The sequence below is a fragment of the Mycobacterium shunyiense genome, assembly GCF_058270075.1.
On the sequence record NZ_JBZDPU010000023.1, the window covers coordinates 38,766 to 59,438 of the forward strand.

22 protein-coding genes are annotated in these 20,673 nt (G+C 66.5%); 9 read left to right on the forward strand and 13 right to left on the reverse strand.

The window, feature by feature from the left end; all coding sequences use genetic code 11:
- Position 1: 1 nt before the first annotated feature.
- Positions 2–238: a ferredoxin gene (locus tag AC4ELH_RS24850; protein ID WP_236734795.1), complete on the reverse strand. Its 237-nt coding sequence runs from the start codon at positions 236–238 to the stop codon at positions 2–4.
- Positions 239–379: 141 nt separating this feature from the next.
- On the opposite strand from AC4ELH_RS24850, the gene AC4ELH_RS24855 reads away from it, so the two are divergent.
- A complete protein-coding gene (locus AC4ELH_RS24855) occupies positions 380–973 on the forward strand; it encodes a TetR/AcrR family transcriptional regulator (RefSeq protein WP_448445536.1) in 594 nt (197 codons plus the stop codon).
- Here AC4ELH_RS24855 and AC4ELH_RS24860 read toward each other — a convergent pair.
- From AC4ELH_RS24860 to hsaA, 6 genes are all read right to left on the reverse strand, one after another.
- Positions 966–1,805, reverse strand: a complete 840-nt coding sequence (locus AC4ELH_RS24860; RefSeq protein ID WP_448445534.1) for a mycofactocin-coupled SDR family oxidoreductase — start codon at positions 1,803–1,805, stop codon at positions 966–968. The two genes, AC4ELH_RS24855 and AC4ELH_RS24860, sit on opposite strands and share 8 nt — an antisense overlap.
- 174 nt (positions 1,806–1,979) lie before the next feature.
- Positions 1,980–3,509 (reverse strand): hypothetical protein, encoded by a 1,530-nt coding sequence (locus AC4ELH_RS24865; RefSeq protein ID WP_498887384.1) that lies wholly within the window; start codon positions 3,507–3,509, stop codon positions 1,980–1,982.
- Between the two features lie 354 nt (positions 3,510–3,863).
- Positions 3,864–4,433 (reverse strand): 3-hydroxy-9,10-secoandrosta-1,3,5(10)-triene-9,17-dione monooxygenase reductase subunit, encoded by a 570-nt coding sequence (hsaB, locus tag AC4ELH_RS24870; RefSeq protein ID WP_498887385.1) that lies wholly within the window; start codon positions 4,431–4,433, stop codon positions 3,864–3,866.
- Entirely contained in the window at positions 4,433–5,332 is a 900-nt protein-coding gene (hsaC, locus tag AC4ELH_RS24875) for an iron-dependent extradiol dioxygenase HsaC (protein ID WP_498887387.1), read from the reverse strand. Before hsaC ends, hsaB begins: the two co-directional genes overlap by 1 nt.
- 3 nt (positions 5,333–5,335) lie before the next feature.
- Positions 5,336–6,202, reverse strand: coding sequence for a 4,5:9,10-diseco-3-hydroxy-5,9,17-trioxoandrosta-1(10),2-diene-4-oate hydrolase (gene hsaD / locus AC4ELH_RS24880; protein WP_055117946.1), 867 nt, complete (start codon positions 6,200–6,202; stop codon positions 5,336–5,338).
- Between the two features lie 3 nt (positions 6,203–6,205).
- Positions 6,206–7,396, reverse strand: a complete 1,191-nt coding sequence (gene hsaA, locus AC4ELH_RS24885) for a 3-hydroxy-9,10-secoandrosta-1,3,5(10)-triene-9,17-dione monooxygenase oxygenase subunit (RefSeq protein ID WP_064883807.1) — start codon at positions 7,394–7,396, stop codon at positions 6,206–6,208.
- Positions 7,397–7,564: 168 nt separating this feature from the next.
- Here hsaA and AC4ELH_RS24890 point away from each other — a divergent pair, with 168 nt between their 5' ends.
- Together AC4ELH_RS24890 and AC4ELH_RS24895 are read left to right on the forward strand one after the other, a co-directional pair.
- Positions 7,565–8,623, forward strand: coding sequence for a 2Fe-2S iron-sulfur cluster-binding protein (locus AC4ELH_RS24890; protein WP_498887390.1), 1,059 nt, complete (start codon positions 7,565–7,567; stop codon positions 8,621–8,623).
- 28 nt (positions 8,624–8,651) lie between these two features.
- Entirely contained in the window at positions 8,652–9,221 is a 570-nt protein-coding gene (locus tag AC4ELH_RS24895; RefSeq protein ID WP_498887610.1) for a hypothetical protein, read from the forward strand.
- Positions 9,222–9,246: 25 nt separating this feature from the next.
- Here AC4ELH_RS24895 and AC4ELH_RS24900 read toward each other — a convergent pair whose 3' ends face one another.
- A complete protein-coding gene (locus AC4ELH_RS24900) occupies positions 9,247–9,708 on the reverse strand; it encodes an Rv1443c family protein (protein WP_498887392.1) in 462 nt (153 codons plus the stop codon).
- 60 nt (positions 9,709–9,768) lie between these two features.
- Here AC4ELH_RS24900 and AC4ELH_RS24905 point away from each other — a divergent pair, with 60 nt between their 5' ends.
- A complete protein-coding gene (locus tag AC4ELH_RS24905; RefSeq protein WP_498887394.1) occupies positions 9,769–10,383 on the forward strand; it encodes a TetR/AcrR family transcriptional regulator in 615 nt (204 codons plus the stop codon).
- On the opposite strand, the gene AC4ELH_RS24910 is transcribed toward AC4ELH_RS24905, so the two are convergent.
- Complete coding sequence (locus AC4ELH_RS24910) at positions 10,380–12,521, reverse strand: acyl-CoA dehydrogenase family protein (RefSeq protein WP_498887396.1); 2,142 nt, start codon at positions 12,519–12,521, stop codon at positions 10,380–10,382. The two genes, AC4ELH_RS24905 and AC4ELH_RS24910, sit on opposite strands and share 4 nt — an antisense overlap.
- 273 nt (positions 12,522–12,794) lie before the next feature.
- Between AC4ELH_RS24910 and kstR the strand changes: the two genes are divergently transcribed.
- Both kstR and otsB read left to right on the forward strand, forming a co-directional pair.
- Positions 12,795–13,400, forward strand: coding sequence for a cholesterol catabolism transcriptional regulator KstR (gene kstR, locus AC4ELH_RS24915; protein ID WP_164480958.1), 606 nt, complete (start codon positions 12,795–12,797; stop codon positions 13,398–13,400).
- 3 nt (positions 13,401–13,403) lie between these two features.
- Positions 13,404–14,147, forward strand: a complete 744-nt coding sequence (gene otsB / locus AC4ELH_RS24920; protein WP_498887399.1) for a trehalose-phosphatase — start codon at positions 13,404–13,406, stop codon at positions 14,145–14,147.
- A gap of 80 nt (positions 14,148–14,227) precedes the next feature.
- Here the strand turns inward: otsB and AC4ELH_RS24925 are convergent, their stop codons facing one another.
- From AC4ELH_RS24925 to AC4ELH_RS24940, 4 genes are read right to left on the reverse strand one after another with little or no spacing between them, the layout of a single operon-like run.
- Entirely contained in the window at positions 14,228–15,328 is a 1,101-nt protein-coding gene (locus AC4ELH_RS24925) for an Rv3575c family transcriptional regulator (RefSeq protein ID WP_064883819.1), read from the reverse strand.
- Between the two features lie 11 nt (positions 15,329–15,339).
- Complete coding sequence (locus tag AC4ELH_RS24930; protein ID WP_064958096.1) at positions 15,340–16,221, reverse strand: metal ABC transporter permease; 882 nt, start codon at positions 16,219–16,221, stop codon at positions 15,340–15,342.
- Positions 16,221–17,015, reverse strand: coding sequence for a metal ABC transporter ATP-binding protein (locus tag AC4ELH_RS24935; protein ID WP_064883823.1), 795 nt, complete (start codon positions 17,013–17,015; stop codon positions 16,221–16,223). The genes AC4ELH_RS24930 and AC4ELH_RS24935 overlap by 1 nt, the downstream gene beginning before the upstream one ends.
- Positions 17,015–17,965 carry a metal ABC transporter solute-binding protein, Zn/Mn family gene (locus tag AC4ELH_RS24940; protein WP_498887401.1) on the reverse strand — a complete coding sequence of 317 codons (951 nt, stop codon included), beginning with the start codon at positions 17,963–17,965 and terminating at the stop codon, positions 17,015–17,017. Before AC4ELH_RS24940 ends, AC4ELH_RS24935 begins: the two co-directional genes overlap by 1 nt.
- Positions 17,966–18,022: 57 nt before the next feature.
- Between AC4ELH_RS24940 and AC4ELH_RS24945 the strand changes: the two genes are divergently transcribed.
- The 3 genes from AC4ELH_RS24945 (at position 18,023) to AC4ELH_RS24955 (ending at position 20,651) form a co-directional block, all read left to right on the forward strand.
- The gene (locus AC4ELH_RS24945; protein WP_498887403.1) at positions 18,023–19,153 is read left to right on the forward strand and encodes a GTP-binding protein; all 1,131 of its coding nucleotides are present in this window, start codon (positions 18,023–18,025) and stop codon (positions 19,151–19,153) included.
- Between the two features lie 67 nt (positions 19,154–19,220).
- A complete protein-coding gene (bluB, locus tag AC4ELH_RS24950; protein WP_064883829.1) occupies positions 19,221–19,880 on the forward strand; it encodes a 5,6-dimethylbenzimidazole synthase in 660 nt (219 codons plus the stop codon).
- A 9-nt stretch (positions 19,881–19,889) separates the two neighbouring features.
- Positions 19,890–20,651 carry a LamB/YcsF family protein gene (locus AC4ELH_RS24955; RefSeq protein ID WP_498887405.1) on the forward strand — a complete coding sequence of 254 codons (762 nt, stop codon included), beginning with the start codon at positions 19,890–19,892 and terminating at the stop codon, positions 20,649–20,651.
- Positions 20,652–20,673: the final 22 nt, after the last annotated feature.

Genomic DNA, 20,673 nt, shown 5'->3' on the forward strand with positions numbered 1-20,673 from the left:
CTCACTGGCCTTTCGTGCTGGTGTTGAGCAGGCTGATCGCCTGGCGCGGGCAGGCGTCGACGGCAGATTTGACGTTGTCCCAGGTACCTTGATCCCACTGCCCGCTCACCGGGGCAGCGCCGGCCACCTCGTCGTCGGACAGGTCGAACACCTCAGGGGCAAGTTGGATGCACAGTGCATGGCCTTCGCACAGGCCGGCGTCCACCTGGACCCGGGCCGTACTCATGTCTTCGGGCATCTGTTTCCTCAGTTCTGAATTTGATCAGTCGATCAAACCGTTAGGATGGCTCATGCTTACCACCCCCGACGTTCGGCGGTCAAGGTTCCAAGCCGGCAAGAAATATGTGTTGTCGGGCAATGACTTTGGGGGGCCGTGCTGATGCCTGCCGCACGCGCCGCCAAAGAGAAGGACGCGGGCACCCGCAAGCGCCTCATCGAGGCAACCGCCCAGGTCATCCGAGACGAGGGGTATGCCGCGGCCACCACCCGGCGGATCGCAACCGTGGCGGGCGTGCGTTCGGCGTTGGTCTACTACTATTTCGACACCCTCGATGACCTGTACATCGCGGTACTGCGCAGCGGCGCCGACGCGGCCCTGGTACGGCTACGCGAGGCCATCACCACCGACGATCCGCTGCGGGCGCTGTGGCTGATCAACTCCGACTCACGGGTGACCGGGCTCAACACCGAGTTCATGGCCCTGGCCAATCACCGCAAGGCGATCGGCGTCGAACTCAAGGCCTACTCCGAGCGGGTCCGCGACATCGAGGCGACCGCCATGGCCGGCGTGCTGCGCGCACACGGTGTGGACATGGAGGACTTTCCGCCCGTGGTGATGTCGATGCTGCTCACGCAGTCCGCCCGCAGCCTGTGCAACGAAGAGGCGGTCGGCGTGACCGAGGGCCACGCCGAGTTCCGCGCCTTCGTCGAGCGATTCCTGCGCCGGTTCGGCAGCGATCGAGCAGCTACTTGAGCATGCTGCCCGCATCGACTGTCACCGGCAGGCCGGTGATGTAGCGGGCTTCGTCAGAGGCCAGGAACAACACCGCGTTGCTGATGTCGACCGGCTCCACCCAACCGACCGGAAGGACGTGCATGAGCTGGGCGACCACGGCCATGTCGTCCGGGCCCGGGTTCTCCAGGTCGGGACGGAACAGCTTCATCGTTCCCTCGTTCATGAACATCGGGGTGTTCACGTTGGTCGGGCACACCGAGTTGACCCGGATCGAGTGCTGCCCCAGTTCCACCGCGAAGCTGCGCATCAGACCGATCACACCGTGCTTGGCCGCGATGTAGTGGCCGGTATGCGGATAGGCCTTGAGCCCGCCGACCGAGCTGGTCAAGATGATCGAACCGCCACGTCCGCCGGAAAGAATGTGCGGCACTGCGGCTTTCACGGTCTTCCAGACGCCGGACAGGTTGACGCCGATCATGTCGTCCCAGTCGGATTCTTTGGTCTCGTGCAGGACATCGCCACCGTTGCCGATGCCGGCGTTCGCCACCACGATGTCGAGCCGGCCCAGCTGCTCCACACCGCTGTCGACGGCCCCTTTGAGCGCGCCGAAGTCACGCACATCGAGCTCGGCGGTGACGATGCGACGGTCGAGACCCTTGATCAGATCCGCCGTCTCTGCCAGGTCGTCCGGGGTCGACGCCGGGATCGCACTGGTATCGGTGACCGGGGCGCAGACGTCGACCGCGATGATGTCTGCGCCCTCTTGCGCCAATCGCAGCGCATGGCTGCGTCCCTGCCCGCGCGCCGCACCGGTAACGAGGGCGACCTTGCCCTCTACCCGACCATTCATGTGTGTCCTCTTCCCATCGGTTTGATCGATTGATCAAACCTTGGCAGGGCACAACCATGTTCGTCAAGAGCCGGGTTGATCAACCGGTCAGGGACCGCTGGATTCGACGTCGGCGCCGAACGCAACTGGGCCCCACCCTCACGGGTGGGGCCCAGCTACGCGTCGTGCTACCTATTACGAGTCAGAGCCCGAGCTCTTCTTGGAGTCGCTGGAGCCCTTGGACTTGTCAGCCCCGGCCTTGGTCGCCTTGGGCTTGGCCTTGGCTTCCTTGGCGGTGCTCTCCTTGGCGGTGGCCTTCGATTCCTTGGCCTCCTGGGCCTTGGCCTGCTTGGCTTCCTTGGCCTCGCTGATCTTGGCCCTGATCCGGTCCGTGATCTTGGTCTTGCCCGTGGCCTTCGCATCGGCATTGGCCGACTTGCTGGTTGCAGGCGTGGCGACGGACTCTCCGGCAGCCTCATCGGCCGCAGGAACGGCACTGGCGACCGGCGTCTCGACCTTCACGGCCTCGACAACCGGGGTTTCGACCTTCGGAGCCTCAACAGCCACGGTCTCGGACTTCGGAGCCTCGACCGGGCTTTCAGCCTTCGGAGCCTCGACGGCCGGAGCCGCTTCCTTCACCGACTCGACGGGCGACACGGTCAACGCCGCCTTGGGCGCCAACGCGGAAACCAGCTGAGCCGAGATGCTCGCGGGCACCGATGACGGAGCCGACGCGGGAGCAGGTGTTTCCGGGGTGTTGTCGATGGCATCGGCGAGGCTCTTGGGGATGTTCACCAGCAGGTTCTGCAGAAGACCTGCGACGATCCGGGCGCCACCCTGCTCGCCGGGCTCGGCCCAGGTGAGCAGTGCCGGCCACTCGGTGTAGCCCCCGGTGCCCGTCTCCGGGTCGGGGTCGGAGTACTTGAATCCGTTGAGCGCCGCGTTGACGAGGATGCCCGGCGTGTTCACGACGGCGTTGAAGGCCCCCTGCATATCGCCCGCGGCGACGCTGGTGCTGATCGCCTCGGCAACGCGGGCGAGCTCGAACGTCGGGCCGCTGATCGTTGCGAAGGCGCCCTGGAACAGGGCGCTCACGACGACGCTGGAGGTGAAGGTCGCACCGATCAGATTCGTGAAGTTCTGCGCGATCTGCTCCGGGATCCCGGTCAGGTACTCGGTCCCGCCGCGCGGGATGCCCGAAAGGATGAACCCGGGAGCGATCAGCGAACCGAAGGCGCCCTGGAACGCGTACAGCATGGAGTGGTTGAACCACCGGTACGCCTCGCCGATGTCTCCGGCCTCAAGTGCGGCCTGCGCCTGCGCCAACCGCGCCTGCCCGTTGGGGCCCTCATACCAGTTCTTCAGGTTGGTGGGGATGGCCTCGAACGCCGCACCGAACTTGCCCGCGTAGCCCAGCTGGTTCTCCAGCACCTGGTTCAGCAACGGCGCCGGATTGGCAGCCAGGGCGGCACCCAGAGACTCGAGGTTGCCCAATGTGTTGCTGAACAGCGTCCCGTAGACGTCCACGGGCGAGGCCGTCGCGTCCATGGTCGACGCCGTCAGGTCGTAGGCGAAGCTCTGAGCCTGCTGGATGAGCGTCGTGTTCTGGGCAACCGGGGTCACCGCGATGGCGCTGGCGCTGACCATGGCGACGCCGGCGAGAAGGAACTTGTCCTTGCGACTCGCCGCCGGGGTATCACCGGACGAAAGGGCGGGTAGGGGCACGAAGAACTCCTGAAAGCTGATAGTTGACTGAGGAACGAGCAAAAATTAGCTTAGGTTTTCCTAAATATCAATAGGTATGCCTGCCCTAAATTCCGTTTGCCTAGGCAAGTACTTGGCAATCGCCAGGTCGGAGGCCGGTGGCCCGGCAGATTTCCTGTTCGGGGCGTATTTTGACGGCTTCAGACCGCATTGATGGGATCGGCTTCCCGATACTGGGAGCCTTCCTGGTCATCGGGGCAGACCGTCCGCGAATCCCCATGCGTTCGTTTCTTTGCCAGACGAACCTGTGGAGCAGGAACACAAACTGGGCCCCCTCCCGATGGGAGGGGGCCCAGTCGTGTCAGCGACGAAAAGTCAGAGCCAGGTGTCAGGGGTGGTGGCCGTCAGGAACGCGTCCAGATCGTCACGCCACTGTGCCGGGGTGTTCTTGTCCGGCTCGATCCCGGTGTACTCACCGCGGTAGAACAGCAACGGCCGCGGCTTGCGCTTGGGCACTTCCGACAACGAGTGCACCGCACCGAACACCACGAAATGGTCGCCGCCGTCGTGCACGGAATGCACATTGCAGTCGATGTGCGCGAGGCTGCCTTCGATCACCGGTGAACCGAGTTCCGAAGGGCTCCAGTCGATCCCGGCGAACTTGTCCGGAGCCTTGGAGCCGAACTGCGCGGACACATGCTGCTGCTTCTCGTGCAGCATGTTCACGCAGAACTTCCCGCTGGCCTCGATGGCCTGCCACGCCCGCGACTGCTTGGTGGGACAGAACAACACCAGGGGCGGATCAAGCGACAGCGCCGCGAACGACTGACAGGCAAAGCCGATCGGCACGTCATCGTGAAGTGTCGTGATGACCGTGACGCCAGTACAGAACTGGCCGAGCACATTTCGGAACGTGCGCGGGTCGAGCGGCTGAGCCTGTGCCATCACTTGAATCCGACAGAGAAGTCGTGGCCCCAGAGACTGATCCCCACGCTCTCGCGGGCGATCCAGCTCTCGTCCTCGACTTCCAGTCCCTCGCAACCGAATTCCATGTCGAACCCACCGGGGGTCTTCATGTAGAAGGACAGCATCTTGTCGTTGATGTGCCGGCCCAGCGTCGCCGACATCTTCACGTTGCGACGGTTGGCGCGGTCCAGGCACAGGCCGACATCGTCGGAGTTCTCCACCTCGACCATCAAGTGCACGATGCCGGTCGGGTTGGGCATCGGCATGAAGGCCAGCGCGTGGTGCCGCGGGTTGCAGCCGTAGAAGCGCAGCCACACCGGGTCGCCATCGGCTGGGCGGCCCGCGAGCTGCGGCGGCAGCTGCATCGAGTCACGTAGCCTGAAGCCCAGCACATCCTGGTAGAACGCCTGCGCGGCAGCGTCGTCGTTGCAGGTCAGCACCACGTGCCCGAGTCCCTGCTCGGCAGTCACGAACTTGTGGCCGTACGGGCTGACGAACCGGCGGCCCAGGTACTGCGCACCGTAGAACGCCTCGAGGACGTTGCCGGCGGGATCGGAGAACCGGATGAGCCCTTCGACCCTGCGCTCGCGGATCTCGTCCCTGGTGCCCTCGACGAAGTCGACGCCCGCCTTGGACAGGCTCTCGCGCAGGCTCTGCAGCGCGGGAGCGTCGGCGACCTCCCAGCCCGAGATCAACAGTCGGTCCTGGTCGCCCGGCACGATCACCAAGCGGGCCGCGAAGTCATCCATCCGCAGGTAGAGCGCGTCCGGGATGGAACCCTCGCCCTCCACCATGCCGAGCACTTTCACGCCGAACTGGCGCCACGCGGCCACGTCGGTGGCCTCGATGCGCATGTAGCCGAGTGCCTTGATGCTCATCTGCTAACCCCCAAGGAAATCGATGGTGAGTTTGTTGAACTCGTCGAACTTCTCGACCTGAGCCCAGTGTCCACACTGCCCGAAGACGTGCAGCTGTACCCGCGGGATCTGCTTGAGCGCGACCAGCGCGCCGTCGAGCGGGTTGACCCGGTCCTCGCGGCCCCAGATCAGCAGCACCGGCTGGCGCAACTTGTACACCTCGCGCCACATCATGCCGAGCTCGAAATCCGCACCCGCGAACGACTTACCCATCGCACGGGTAGCCGCCAGAGACTCGGGGGTGCTGGCGATCGCGAACCGCTCGTCGACCAGTTCCGGGGTGACCAGCTTCTGGTCGAACACCATGATCCGGATGAAGGCCTCGAGGTTCTCGCGCGTCGGTTCGAAGTTGAACTTCGCCAGGGCCTTGACGCCCTCGGTCGGATCGGGCGCGAACAGGTTGACGCTCAGGCCGCCGGGGCCCATCAGGATGAGCTTGCCCGCCCGGTCCGGGTAGTCCAGCGCGAACCGCACCGCGGTGCCGCCGCCGAGCGAGTTGCCCAGCAGCGGGATCCGGCCCTGCAGACCGAGGTGGTCGAACAGGCCCAGCAGCGCCTTGGCGCTGTAGCGGTTGTACTGCTCGTGCTCGGTGTGCTTGTCCGAGTGCCCGTAACCCGGCTGATCGACCGCGAGCACGTGGTAGTGCTCGGCCAGAACCGCGATGTTGCGGCCGAAGTTCGACCAGCTCGAAGCGCCGGGGCCACCGCCGTGCAACAGCACGATGGTCTGGGCATTCGGGTCACCCGCCTCGTGGTAGTGCAGCCGCATGTCATCTCTGACCTGGGCGTAGCGCGAGGTGGATTCGAAGGTGATCTCTTGGGTGGCAGTCATGTATCAGACCATCGTGTCGGCCGGGGGCAGGCCGAACTCGTTGTTGCCGAAGATCAGGTAGGCGCGCTCGGGATCGTTGGCCGCGTGCACCCGGCCGGCGTGCGCGTCACGCCAGAACCGCTGCACCGGAGCGTCATTGGACAGTGCGGTGGCACCCGAGGCCTCGAAGAGCCGGTCGATCGAGGCGATCGCGCGGCCGGTGGCACGCACCTGATCGCGCCGCGCCCGGGCCCGCAGCTCGAACGGGATCTCCTCGCCGGCGACCAGCAGGGCGTACTCGTCGGCGACGTTGCCCGACAGCTGACGCCAGGCGGCGTCGATGTCGCTGGCGGCCTCGGCGATGCGGATCTTGGCGAACGGATCGTCCTTGGCCTTCTCACCGGCGAAGGCGGCGCGGACGCGCTTGCCCTGGTGCTCGACGTGGGCGTCGTAGGCGCCGTAGGCCATACCGACGATGGGTGCCGAGATGGTGGTGGGATGGATTGTGCCCCACGGCATCTTGTACACGGGAGCGGTGTTGGTCTCATAGCCGCCGGCGGTGCCGTCGTTCATCGCCTTGTAGGACAGGAAGCGGTGCTTGGGCACGAACACGTCCTTGACCACGACGGTGTTGCTGCCGGTACCGCGCAGGCCGACGACGTTCCAGACGTCGTCGATCTGGTAGTCGGTACGCGGGATCAGGAAGCTGCCGAAATCGACCGGCCGGCCGTCCTTGATGACCGGGCCGCCGAGGAAGGCCCAGCTGGCGTGATCGCAGCCCGAGGACCAGTTCCAAGCACCGTTGACGAGGTAGCCGTCACCGGTCTCGGTCACCACACCGGCACCCATCGGGGCGTAGGACGAGGAGATCCGGACCGAGGTGTCCTCGCCCCAGACGTCTTCCTGAGCCTGCTGATCGAACAGCGCCAGGTGCCAGTTGTGCACACCGATGATGCCGGCGACCCAGCCGGTGGAACCGCACGCGCTGGCCAGACGCCGGACCGCCTCGTAGAACACGGTCGGGTCGCACTGCAGGCCGCCCCACTGCTCGGGCTGCAGCAGCTTGAAGAAACCGATGTCCTCCAGCGCCTTCACGTTCGCGTCGGGCAGCTTGCGCAGATCCTCGGTCTCCTGAGCGCGCTCACGCAGCGTCGGCAGCAGTTCATCGATGCCGGCCAGCACTGCCTGCACGTCACGCTGTTCAATGGATGTCACGGAAATGCCTCCCAAGATTCGGACTGCGATAAGCGCGAGCTGACCGCTTAGACTGAGATTAGAACACGTTACGATTTGTGTCGAGTAGCGCCTGGCAATGGTGGGCTGGACCAGGGCAAGTACGTTTTTGTAACATGTTCTAGTTATGAGTGAAGAGAGGGTCCAGCCGTGACTGATGAGCCACTGGGCAGCCATGTGCTCGAACTGCAGGTGAGTGCAGTCATCGAGGAGACGGCCGACGCCCGGTCTCTCGTGTTCTCCGTGCCCGAGGGCTCAGAGATTCCCGCCGACCGGCTGCGCTATGCCCCGGGCCAGTTCCTGACCCTGCGGGTGCCGAGCGATCGCACCGGCTCGGTGGCCCGCTGTTATTCACTGTCCAGCTCGCCGGTGACGGACGACCAGCTGACCGTCACGGTCAAGCGAACCGTCGACGGTTACGCCTCGAACTGGCTGTGCGACAACGCACATGCCGGCATGAAGATGCACGTGCTGGCCCCGTCGGGCACCTTCGTACCCAAGAATCTCGACACCGACTTCCTGCTGCTGGCCGCGGGCAGCGGCATCACCCCGATGATGGCGATCTGCAAGTCGGCACTCGCCGAGGGCACCGGCAACGTCGTCCTGGTCTATGCCAACCGCGACGAGAACTCCGTCATCTTCGGTGCCACCCTCCGCGAACTGGCGGCCAAGTACCCCGACCGGTTCACCGTCGTGCACTGGCTGGAGACCGTGCAGGGCCTGCCCAGCCCGGCCGCACTCACCACACTCGTCGCCCCGTATTCGGCGCGCGAGGCCTTTATCTGCGGGCCCGGACCGTTCATGGCAGCAGCCGAGCAGGCGCTGCAGCAGGCCGGCGCCGCCGACGAGCGCATCCACATCGAGGTGTTCAAGTCGCTCGACTCCGACCCGTTCGCCGCGGTCGTCATCGAGGAAGAAGAGGGCGACCAAGAGCCGGCCACCGCGGTCGTCACCCTGGACGGCACCACCCACGAGGTCCGTTGGCCACGGTCGGCCACGCTCCTCGACGTCCTGCTGGACAAGGGATTGGACGCACCGTTCTCCTGCCGCGAAGGCCACTGCGGTGCCTGCGCCGTGCTCAAGAAGTCCGGGGACGTCGAGATGAAGATCAACGACGTACTCGAACCATCCGATCTGGACGAGGGCCTGATCCTGGGTTGCCAGGCCACACCGGTGTCGGATTCGGTCGAAGTCACCTACGACGAGTAACGAGCGGATACCTTTCTTGACGATGACGATCAACAGGCTTTCCGCAGCGAGCACGGCAGCAGTGCTGACCGCGGCTGCGCTGGCGTTTCCCGGGTCGGCCACGGCCGCCTCCAATTCGGCCGTCAGCTCGATCCCGAGCCCCCAGGGCACGATCGAGATGCACGTCAGCGCGGACTGCGCCGGCACCACATGCAACTTCCGGACGTCGGCGAACCTGCTGACCCCGGACGGGCCGATCGGGTTCCCCGGCGACGCGTGGGCGCGTCAGACCATCACCCTGCGTAGTTCCAACAAAGACACCTGGCAGGAAGCCTCCTACAGCGCCCCGGCCGGGATGCCCCGGGAGATCAAGGGCTCCAACCACGACAACGTGCTGTCGAAGTTGTACCGGTCGGTCAACAAGGTCGAGATCTCGGCGACGTACTTCGGTGGCGGACCGATCGAACGCTTCACCATCGACGGCGTGTCGACACCCACCAAGTGGCAGACCGGCCAGCCGAACACCGCGGACAACTTCATCATCTGCTCGGACATCCACGTGACCTGGGGCGGGGTGAACCTCACCACGCCGAGCGCCTGCGCCACGACCGGGTTCTGACCGCGCGCCCCTTCTGGATTGGCGCTCAGGCGTCGTCTACAGCCATGTGTTTGTCCACGAGCCTGCGCCACCGGCGGTGCCGGTAGGCGTAGATCCCGCGGGCAACCGCGACCACCACGGAAGTCATTCGACCGGCGTCGATCTCGACGGTGTCGCTGTACCGGCACGACCGATCGGTGACCGGTTCGACGTGCAGGGTGTGATCCCAGGACCGCAGCATGCCGCCGTACTCGTGGGTGCGGATGGTGCGGGTGATGTCGTCGACGTCGAGAACCTCGATGGTGTGCCGGTAGGCGGGGATCACGTGGAAGGCGAACAGCCATCCGGTGCCGTGGTCCCCGGCCCGGAACGGTTCGGTGCGTCCGGCCAGAGCGGGCACGCCGAACAAGCCACGGCAGACATAGAGAAACGTCGGGACCTGCTGCATGGCCTGCCACACTCGTTCCGTGTCGGCGGGAAGAATCGTCTCAACATGGATGCGCTGCATGTCACCAATTTTCGAGAGCAGCACGACGCCTGACTACTCGCTTTTCGTGCGGAGGCGACAATGACCCCTACTGACCGATTTCGGGCCCGTAAGCAGCCCAGACAGCAGCGCGCCGTGGAGACCCGACAGGCCATCCTCGAGGCGGCGGCTCGCGTTTTCGCCGAGTACGGGTATGCCGCGGGCACCACCAACCGCATCGCCGACGCAGCGGATCTGTCGATCGGCTCGCTGTATCAGTACTTCCCGAACAAGGACGCGATCCTGTCGGCGCTCACCGACGCACACGTCGACACCGGGACCGCGCTGCTGCGCGAGCGCACTGCCTCAGGCCTGCCCGAATCACTCGAAGACCTCCTGCGCTTGTTCGTCCGGGCGACCATCGACAACCACCGCGACGACACCCGTCTGCACCGCGTGCTGTTCGAGGAAGCTCCTCGCTCACCGGCTCTGCTGGACCGGCTGCACCGCGCCGAAGAGGATGCCGTCGGCACGGCAAAAGCCTTGCTGGACAGCCACTCTGACGTTGCGGTGGCCGACACCGGGTTTGCGGCGCGCATGGTGGTCGCGACCGTCGAGTCGCTCACACACCGGCTGTTGGCGTGCGACAAACCCGCCGACGCCGAACAGCTCGAGGACGGCATCGTCACGATGCTGGCGGGGTACCTGCGGGGTTAGCGCGGCAGGCCGAGCAAGCGCTCACCGGCGACGGTCAGCAGGATCTGCTCGGTGCCGCCGGCGATGGTCAGGCAGCGCGTGTTGAGGAAGTCGTGCACCTCGCGGTTACGCACCGCACCGCCGCCGTCGGACAGTTCCAGGCGGAACTCGGCCAGTGTCTGCCGGTAACGCACGCCGATCAGCTTGCGGGCGCTGGCCTGCGCGCCGGTGTCCTGGCCGCTGACCGCCAACTGCGCGATCCGCTGGTCCAGCAGTGAACCCACCTGGGCCGTCAGGATCAACCCGCCGAGGCGGTCCAGGTCGGCCGGATCCACGTCGGGCTGCGCGCCAAGCGTGCGCAGCAGCTCTTCCATCGGATTACCCAGTGCCGTGCCGCCGGCCATCGCCACGCGCTCGTTGGCCAGGGTGGTGCGGGCCAGCCGCCAGCCGTCGTTGACGGTGCCGACCACCATCTCGTCCGGCACGAACACGTCGTCGAAGAAGACCTCGTTGAACAGCTCGTCACCGGTGATCTCGCGCAGCGGGCGGATCACGATGCCCGGCGACTTCATGTCGATCAGGAAGTAGGTGATGCCCTTGTGTTTCGGAGCGTCGGCGTCAGTGCGTGCCAGGCACACGCCCCAGTGCGCTTTCTGTGCCGCCGAGGTCCACACCTTCTGACCGGTCAGCTTCCAGCCCGGCTCACCGTTGGGACCTTCTGCGCGAACAGCTTTCATACGCAGTGCGGCCAGGTCGGAGCCGGCGCCGGGCTCGGAGAACAGCTGGCACCAGGCCAGGTCGCCGCGCAGCGTGGCCGGCACGAACTGGTCGATCTGCTCGGGGCTGCCGTGCTCCAGGATGGTCGGCACCGCCCACCAGCCGATCACCAGATCCGGGCGCTCCACCTCTGCCGCAGCGAGTTCCTGGTCGATGAGCAGCTGCTCGGCCGGAGATGCGTTGCGGCCGTAGGGACGTGGCCAGTGCGGGGCGAGCAGGCCGGACTCGGCCAGGGCCACCTGACGCTTTTCCACCGGCAGCGCGGCCACCTCGGACACCGCGGCGCTGATCTCGGGGCGCAGGCCGGCCACCGACTCCAGATCGATCCGGAGTTCACGACGCACACCCTGCTGGGTCAGTGCCGAGACCCGGCGGATCCACCGGCGCCGACCACCGAGCGCGTGCGAAATCCCATATGCGCGACGCAGATACAGATGCGCCTCGTGCTCCCAGGTGATGCCGATACCGCCGAGCACCTGGATGCAGTCCTTGGCGTTGGCCTCGGCCGCGTCGATACCGGCAGCCGCCGCCACCGCAGCGGCGATCGACAGCTGGGAGTCATCGGCCTCCGAGACCGCACGCGCCGCGTCGGCGGCAGAAACCGAGATCTGCTCCGAGCGCAACAGCATCTCGGCACACATGTGCTTGACGGCTTGGAAGCTGCCGATCGGCTTGCCGAACTGCTCGCGCACCTTCGCGTACTCGGTGGCGGTCTGCAGGGTCCACCGCGCCAACCCGGCGGCTTCGGCGGCCAGGACAGCCGCGGTGATGTCGGAGAACCGCTGCCGCGAGACATCGAGCACCTGCGCGGGCGCCGAGTCCAGCACGACCCGGGCCAGCGGCAGCGAGAAGTCGGTGGCGGTGAGCAGTTCGACGGTCACACCGGCAGCACCCGCGTCGACCAGCACCACGCGGTCGCCGGCGGGCAGCAGCAACACCCCGGCGGCGTCCGCGCCGAGGACAAACTCGGCGGTGCCCGACACGGTTCCGTTTTCGAGGTCGCCGGACAGCGTCAGGTCCGCATCCAGGGCCGCACCGGCCGTGCGCTCACCCGATACCAGGGCCTCCAGCACAGCCTCGTCGGTGACGACCAGGGTCGCCAGGGCCGTGGTGGCCACCGGCCCGGGCACCAGTGCGGCCGCGGCTTCGTCGACCATCGCGCACAGATCCTCGACCGTGCCGCCGGCGCCGCCCTGTTCCTCGGGGACCGCCACGCTGAAGATCCCTAGTTCGGCGAGACCCTGAAACGGCCTGCGCCAGGCATCGGCATCATGTTCAGCCTCGCGGACGGCGGTAGCTGTAGCAGCTGCGGCCGCCCAGCTACGCACCAGGTCACGGGCGGCAAACTGCTCGTCGGTGATGGTGGCAGACGCGCCGGACATGGTGGACCTCCTAGCCCCTAGCGCGAGAAGTCCGTGCTTCTCACTAGAACGTGTTCTAATGGTGACAGTGTTCGACCGTCAAGTCGACCCGCATCACAGCAGGACACGTCCGTGTGTTTAACGGCGCGGAGGTGTGTAGAAGGAGATCGCCGTGCGTATCGTTTTCGACGGGGCACGCGACGAGAGGGGGCCACACACCGCATGTCCAGCGCACCACAGAAGACAGGCAGCGAATCGTCCGGGTCTGACACCCGGCCGCGTGAGGTTATGAACGTGGCAGTCCTCGCCGAATCCGAACTCGGCTCCGAAGCTCAGCGGGAGCGCCGCAAGCGCATCCTGGATGCGACCCTGGCCATCGCCTCCAAGGGCGGCTACGAGGCCGTCCAGATGCGTGCCGTGGCCGAACGGGCCGATGTCGCCGTCGGCACGCTCTACCGCTACTTCCCGTCCAAGGTCCACCTGCTGGTGTCGGCCCTCGGCCGGGAGTTCGAGCGCATCGACGCCAAGACCGACCGTGCCGCACTGGCCGGCGGCACCCCCTACCAGCGGCTGAGCTTCATGGTCGGCAAGCTGAACCGCGCGATGCAGCGCAACCCGCTGCTCACCGAGGCCATGACCCGGGCCTTCGTCTTCGCCGACGCCTCGGCCGCGGGCGAGGTCGACCATGTCGGCAAGCTGATGGACTCGATGTTCGCCCGCGCGATGAGCGACGGCGAGCCGACCGAGGACCAGTACCACATCGCCCGGGTCATCTCCGACGTGTGGCTGTCGAACCTGCTGGCCTGGCTGACCCGCCGTGCCTCGGCCACCGACGTCAGCAAGCGACTCGACCTGGCTGTCCGGTTGCTGATCGGCGCCGAGGACAAACCTAAGATCTAGCGGGTGAGCCTTCCCGCTGACCTGACCCAAGCTCTGACGGCCGCGGCCCGCGTCGACCGGCTCCTGATCACCTCTGATTTCGACGGCACCCTGGCCCCGATCGTCAACAACCCGGCCGACGCGCGCCCACTGCGTGACGCCGCCAAGGCACTTGTCGCCCTCTCCGAACTTCCCGGCATCTCCACCGCCCTGATCTCCGGACGGGCCCTCGAGGTGCTGCGGGACCTGTCGGGCATGCCCGCGGCGGTGCACCTGGTCGGCAGCCACGGCGCCGAATTCGACTCCGGATTCACCCACCCCATCGATCGCGCCCTCCTCGACACGATCGCCGGTGAGCTGCAGGCGATTGCGGCCAGCCGGCCCGGGGTGACCGTCGAACTCAAACCGGCCAGCGTCGCACTCCATGTGCGTAACGCCGAACCCGCCGACGCCGACTCCGCGCTGCTGCAGGCTCATGCGGCGTCGAAGGCCTGGGATGCCGAGTTGACCGAGGGCAAGGCCGTCCTCGAGTTCGCCGTGATCACCACCGACAAGGGCGAGGCGATCGACATCCTGCGCGACGAGCACAAGGCGTCCACGGTGATCTACTTCGGCGACGACGTCACCGACGAGAAGGCGTTCCGCCGGTTGTGCGACGGCGACGTCGGCGTCAAGGTCGGACCCGGCGAGACCTTGGCCACCTACCGGGTCGACGAGCCCGAAGATGTTGGGGCAGCACTGAAGTACCTGCTCGACGCGCGCCGCTGACGCCGAAATGGCATTCCAGCAGAAGAAGTGCGAGTGGACACCTGCCGGAATGCCGTTTCGGCGGAATGGGGTGAAGCAGACTAGGCCGGCGGGCCCGACGTCCGGCCCCGCACCACCTCGGTCTCGAGCACGTCGATCACCGGCAGCCCGTCCCGCGGCGGATTGTGCAGCAACTCACCGGCCCGCCGGCCCTTGGCCATACTGGACTGCACCACCGTGGACAGGCCGCGCCGCAACGCCTCCGGCACCCCGTCGAATCCCGTGACCGTCATCTGCCCCGGCACGTAGATGCCACGGGAACGCAGATAATCCATGGCAGACAAGGCCAGTACGTCGGCGGTACACATCAGCGCGGTGATGCGGGGATTGGCGTCCAGCGCCGCCTCGGCGGCCGCTCCGCCGGACGTCGGTAGATGGTCGTAGCTCTCCACCACCGTCAGCGTGTCCGGCGCCAGGCCGGCAGCCGTCATCGCGTCGTACACGCCGTGAATCCGTTCGCGCTGCACATGGAAATGCGGGGACAATACCCGATCCGGATCTGCCAGTGCGGGTTTCATGCTCTCGTGCGGCCAGTCCCGGCCCAGCCGCATGGTCAGCAGGCCGATGTGTTGGTGGCCCAGCTCCAGCACATGCTCGGTCAGCCGCCGCATCCCGCCGCGGTCGTCGATGCTGACCCGCGACACCCCGGGAACGTCCTTGGGTTGATCCACCACCACGACCGGCAACTGCCGCTGACGCACCACCGGCAGATACGGATCATCGTCGGAGGCCGAGTACACCACGAATCCGTCGACGCCCGCCGCGAGCACCGCCGCCGAGCCATCCTCGAAACTGCGGTTCGGCCCGATGGCCACCAATAGCAGCCCCTGACCCGCCGCCTCGCAGGATTCGGCAAGCCCCGCAACGAAATCGAGCGCAGCGGGATCACTGAACGAATAGTTGAGCGGCTCGGTGATGATCAGCCCCACCGCCCCGGCCTTACGGGTGCGCAGGGAACGGGCCACCGGATCCGGTCCGGCATAGCCCAGCCGCTTGGCCGCATCGAAGATCCGATCGCGAAGCTCGGCGGACAACTGGTCGGGACGGTTGTAGGCGTTGGAGATCGTGGTGCGCGAAACCTTCAGTTCGGCGGCCAACGAAGCCAGAGTGGCCCGCCGCGGCGGGTGGGGACTCCTTGGCATGCTTTCTGAGGCTAGCCGATAGACGAATTCCTCACCCGATCAACCGTCCACACCGCCAGCCAGATGCCACACGCGATCGTGACGATGACGAAGCTCGGCGGCATGTTGAAGATTGCCGATACGGCGAGCCCCGCCCATACCGAGACCACGCTGATCACGGTCGAGATGGTCATCGCGAGGACCGGTCGGGCCGTCACCATGATTGCCGTCGCCGCCGGAGTGACCACGAGTGCGAACAGCAGCAGCGTGCCGACGGCCAGCACGGCCATCGTCACCGCGATGCCGAGCAGAACCATGAACAGCACCGACAACGCGCGGACCGGCACCCCTTTCGCCTCGGCCACCTGGGCGTTGACCGACGCGAACAGCAGTGGGCGGAAAACGATTACGACCGCGGCCGCCAGCACCACCAACAGCGCGGTGAACATCAGCAGCTGCTGGTGGGTGATGGCCAGCAGATTGCCGAACAACACGTTGGTCAGCGTCGACGAGTTCTTGGTGGCCAACGAATTGAAGAACAGGCCGAAGCCGGTGGCCAGGGCCAGCACCGTGCCGGTGGCCACCTCGCGGTCATGGGCCCGCTTGCCCAGCGCCCCGATCACCAGGGCCCCGCCGACACAGAAGGCCCCCAACCCCAGGCCCACCGGAAGTCCGAGCAACGCCGCACCGGTGGCACCCGGCAGACCGATGTGCGCCAGCGCATGGGCAGCGAACGCGGTATTGCGCACGATCACGAAATAGCCGATCAGCCCGGCGGCCAACGCCACCAAGGTGCCGCCGATCAGCGCATTGCGCATGAACGCCGACGTCAGGATCTGCCACCAGTTGTGCTGATAGCCCAGTGCCAGAGTGCTTTGGGCGAAGGTGCCCTGCGCCAGCAGACCCGCCGACATCACACGCTCCTCATGTACATCTGCCCCAGCGGGGTGTGGGCCACCTGCACCTGCGTTCCGTAGAGGTGGGTCAGCAGGTCGGCGTCCACCACCTGGTCGATGGCGGCGTGGTGCGCGTGCCCGTCGAGCAGATATATCGCGCTGTCGAGCACGCTGAGCAGCGGGTTGAGGTCATGGGCGACAACGAGAATCGTCACACCGAGGTCTTGGTTGAGCTTGGCCAGCAACTGCACGATCTCGTGTTGGTTGCGCAGGTCGAGGGCGGCCAACGGCTCATCGAGGATCAACATCTTCGGATGTCCGACAAGGGCGTTGGCCAGCGCGATGCGCTGCCGCTGCCCGCCCGACAGCTCGGACAGGCGCATGGTCGCGAACCCGGTGGCCTCGACCCACTCCAGGGCCTCGTCGACCCGGGCGCGGTCGGCGGCCGAGGTGCGGGTGAAACCCCAACGCCGGCCGGTGAGCCCGAGGGTCACCGCACCACGGGCCCGGATGGCCTCCCCCGCGCCTGCCGCGTAATCCTGAGGGACGTAACCGATGAGGTCGTTGTGTTCACCCGGCGCGCCGCCGAGCACCCGCACCGAACCCGAGGCGGCCGGCAACAGGCCCAGGATGACCTGCAGCATCGTGGACTTGCCCGATCCGTTGGACCCGATCAGCGCCACGATGCCACCGGTCGGGATCTCGAAGGTGCCCTCCGACCAGATCAGCCGGCCCCCACGCACGGCACTGACGTCGTCGAAGACCAGCGCGGGCGGGTTGGCGGTATCAGGGTCGGCGGTATCGGGTGGCACTAGGCCTGCACTCCGAGCGCCTTGGCGAGCGCGGTCAATTGGTTCACCTGCCAAGCCTCGAACGAATCCGTTCCCGGCGCCACCGTTTCGGTGACATCGACGACCGGAATTCCGGCGCTCTCGGCGGCTGCCCGGATCTGCTGGGGCAGCGAGCCCTCGGTCTGGGTGTTGTAGATCAGCACATCGGCGCCGTGATCGGCGAGCAGTCGCAGGAACGCGTCCAGATCGGCCGGTGACGGTTCGGTGTCGTTGGACGACGCGGCCTGATAGCCCGCGGGCGTCTGATTGACCAGGCCGACCGCGGCTGCCATGTCGTCGAACACGGTTTCGGTGGCGGCATAGCGCTTACCGGGCGCCTTGGTCTTGATGTCGGTGATCAGTTGTTGGTAGGGCTGCATCGAGGTCGTGAACTCGGCGCGGCGCTGCGCGAAGTAATCCTTTGCGTCCGGAGCCATTTGGCTCAGTTCCTCGGTCACCGCATCGGCCACGCCGGTCACCGCGACCGGGTCGTACCAGGCATGCGGGTTGGCCGAGGGATCGTCGGACTCACCGACGGCGCGCAGCACGATGGCATCCGGTGCCGTGCTCTGGGCGAGCTTGGTCGCCCACTCGTCGTAGTGGCCACCGTTGATGACGACCAGTTGGGCGCCCTGGAACTTTGCCGCGTCCGCGGGCGCGGGTTCGAAGTCGTGGGGATCGACGGACGAGCCGGCCACCACGGTGGTCACCTTCGCGCAGTCGCCCCCCAGGGCGGACACGATGTCGCCCCACTGGTCGACGCTGACGACCACGTTGACCGGCGTGGTCACGCAGTTCCCACCGGCCTCGGGTTGCTGGGTTTCTTTTGAGCCGCAGGCGGCGAGGGCGAACGGTGTGGCCAGCAACAACGCGGCGGCCACGGCGCGGAGATTCAGGGGCGGGAGCACGGCGATAACGATAACCGTTTGCATTAGCCGATGCACGCCCGGATGATGATTTATTGAAAATCGTTTTCATTAAGGAGTCCGATGTCCGACCTGCTGCCCGTCACCGTCCTGTCCGGCTTTCTCGGCGCCGGGAAGACCACGCTGCTCAACCACATCCTGGCCAACCGTGAGGGCAGACGCGTCGCGGTGATCGTCAACGACATGAGCGAGGTCAACATCGATGCCGCCCTCATCGCCGGACAGGGACACCTCGACCGCACCGAAGAGAAGCTCGTCGAGCTGACAAACGGCTGCATCTGCTGCACGCTGCGCGAAGACCTGGTCGAGGCGGTTGGCGCGCTGGCCCGCCAGAACCGCTTCGACCAGCTCGTCATCGAATCAACCGGGATCTCCGAACCCATGCCCGTGGCCGCCACCTTCAGCTGGGAATTCGAGGATGGCTTCCGACTCGGCGAACTCGCCCGGCTGGACACCCTGGTGACGGTGGTCGACGCGTCCACGTTCCTGACCGAGATCGTTCGCGGGGAGGGCCTGGCCGACCGGGACCTGTCCGCCGGCGAGGGCGATGCCCGCAGCATCTCCGACCTTCTCACCGATCAGGTGGAGTTCGCCGACGTCATCCTGCTCAACAAAACCGACCTGGTGAGCCCGGCGATCCTCGACACCGTCCACACGCTGCTGCGCAGACTCAATCCGACCGCCAAGCTGATCCGGACCGACCACGGCATCGTCGACATCGGCGAAGTACTCGGCACCGGGCTGTTCGATCCCGAGGCGGCCGCCCAGACGCCGGGCTGGGATGAGGAGATCGCCGACGGACACACGCCCGAAACCGAGGAGTACGGCATCAGCTCGATGACCTTCCGCTCCGATCGGCCGTTTCATCCCCAGCGCCTCGGCGACGCGCTCAGTCAGGTGACAAGGGTCTTGCGCAGCAAGGGATTCTGCTGGATCGCGAGCCGTCCGACGATCGCCGCCATCTGGTCGCAAGCCGGCCCCAACCTGGCGATCGAACCGGCGCAGTACTGGTCGGGCACCGAGATCGCGCCGGGTCAGGAGATCGTGTTCATCGGAATCAAGCTCGACCGGGACATGGTCCGCCGGCTACTCGACGGCGCCCTGCTGACCGACGCCGAACTGGCCGAGGGGCAGCAGGCCTGGGTCGGCTATCCCGATCCGCTACCGGCCTGGAGCGTCACCCACTCGCACTGAGCGGCCTGCGCCCCGTTGGCGACGAGGACGTCGTCGACCTTCTCCACCGCACGCCTAAGCTCGATTCGTGTCCGAGCACGCCTTCAGCCCCGACGAGCGCCGCGCCGTCTACCGGGCCATCACCGAACGGCGCGACATGCGCCAGTTCGTACCCGGCAGCGCCGTCGCGCCCGAGGTCCTCGGCCGGTTGTTGCAGGCCGCTCACGCAGCACCGAGCGTGGGTCTGATGCAGCCCTGGCGGTTCATCCGGATCACCGACGACGCCTTGCGCAGAAAGATCCACTCACTGGTCGACGAGGAACGGGTCAACACTGCGGACGCTCTCGGCTCACGCGGCGACGAGTTCCTGGCACTGAAAGTAGAGGGCATCCTCGACTGCGCCGAACTGTTCGTCGTCGCCCTCGGCGAGAACCGAGACCGGCACATCTTCGGCCGCCGCACGCTGCCTCAGATGGACCTGGCGTCGGTGTCGTGCGCGATCCAGAACATGTGGCTGGCCGCCCGCGCCGAAGGTCTCGGCATGGGGTGGGTGTCGATCTTCCAGCCGCTGCCGCTTGCGGAACTGATGGGCATGCCCGATGACGCCGAACCGGTCGCGATCCTGTGCCTGGGCCCGGTGCCCGAGTTCCCGGACCGGCCGGTGCTGGAGATCGAGCACTGGACCGTCGGGCGCCCGCTTCCCGAATTCGTGTCGGAGAACGGCTGGCCGGACGCACCGTCGTCCTAGGCTGGTTGCGTGGCTGAATCCGTCGACCTCAATGCCGATCTGGGCGAGGGCTTCGGCGCGTGGGAACTCGGCGACGACGAAGCCATGCTCGGGGTCGTCACCAGTGCCAATGTGGCCTGCGGTTTCCACGCCGGCGACCCGGCGCTGTTGCTGCGCACCTGCCGTCAGGCCGCGGCCAGAGGCGTGCGGGTCGGAGCCCAGGTCAGTTACCGCGACCTGGCCGGGTTCGGCAGACGCTTCATCGATGTCACACCCGAGGATCTGACCGCCGAGGTGATCTACCAGATCGGCGCACTGCAGGCCATCGCCCGTGCGGCAGGGACCACCGTCGCCTACGTGAAACCCCATGGCGCGCTGTACAACACCATTGTCAGTCACCGGGAGCAGGCCGCCGCGGTGGCGGCCGCGGTGCACGGCGTCGACGCCGGCCTGCCGGTGCTGGGCCTGTCGAGCTCGGTGTTCTTCGAGGAGGCCGGGAAGCTCGGTCTGCGCACCGTTGCCGAGGCGTTCGCCGACCGCGCCTACCAACCCGACGGCACGCTGGTGTCACGCCGCGACCCTGGAGCCGTGCTGCGCGATCCCGTGGAGATCGCCGAGCGGGTGGTGGGCATGGTCACCACCCGGCAGACCACCGCCGTGGACGGATCGGTCATCCCGGTAACGGTGGAATCGGTTTGCGTACATGGCGATTCACCGGGGGCGGTAGATATCGCCACGGCAGTACGCGAACATCTGCTCGCCGGCGGGATTCAGCTGTCGCCCTTCACCTAGCCTGACACTCCGCTGACTATTG

Coding starts and splice junctions, on each gene's coding strand:
- AC4ELH_RS24850 (WP_236734795.1), bottom strand. CDS start 238: ATGCCCGAAGACATGAGTACGGCCCGGGTCCAGGTGGACGCCGGCCTG.
- AC4ELH_RS24855 (WP_448445536.1), top strand. CDS start 380: ATGCCTGCCGCACGCGCCGCCAAAGAGAAGGACGCGGGCACCCGCAAG.
- AC4ELH_RS24860 (WP_448445534.1), bottom strand. CDS start 1,805: ATGAATGGTCGGGTAGAGGGCAAGGTCGCCCTCGTTACCGGTGCGGCG.
- hsaB (WP_498887385.1), bottom strand. CDS start 4,433: ATGGCACAGGCTCAGCCGCTCGACCCGCGCACGTTCCGAAATGTGCTC.
- hsaC (WP_498887387.1), bottom strand. CDS start 5,332: ATGAGCATCAAGGCACTCGGCTACATGCGCATCGAGGCCACCGACGTG.
- hsaD (WP_055117946.1), bottom strand. CDS start 6,202: ATGACTGCCACCCAAGAGATCACCTTCGAATCCACCTCGCGCTACGCC.
- AC4ELH_RS24900 (WP_498887392.1), bottom strand. CDS start 9,708: ATGCAGCGCATCCATGTTGAGACGATTCTTCCCGCCGACACGGAACGA.
- AC4ELH_RS24905 (WP_498887394.1), top strand. CDS start 9,769: ATGACCCCTACTGACCGATTTCGGGCCCGTAAGCAGCCCAGACAGCAG.
- AC4ELH_RS24910 (WP_498887396.1), bottom strand. CDS start 12,521: ATGTCCGGCGCGTCTGCCACCATCACCGACGAGCAGTTTGCCGCCCGT.
- AC4ELH_RS24925 (WP_064883819.1), bottom strand. CDS start 15,328: ATGCCAAGGAGTCCCCACCCGCCGCGGCGGGCCACTCTGGCTTCGTTG.
- AC4ELH_RS24930 (WP_064958096.1), bottom strand. CDS start 16,221: ATGTCGGCGGGTCTGCTGGCGCAGGGCACCTTCGCCCAAAGCACTCTG.
- AC4ELH_RS24940 (WP_498887401.1), bottom strand. CDS start 17,965: ATGCAAACGGTTATCGTTATCGCCGTGCTCCCGCCCCTGAATCTCCGC.
- AC4ELH_RS24945 (WP_498887403.1), top strand. CDS start 18,023: ATGTCCGACCTGCTGCCCGTCACCGTCCTGTCCGGCTTTCTCGGCGCC.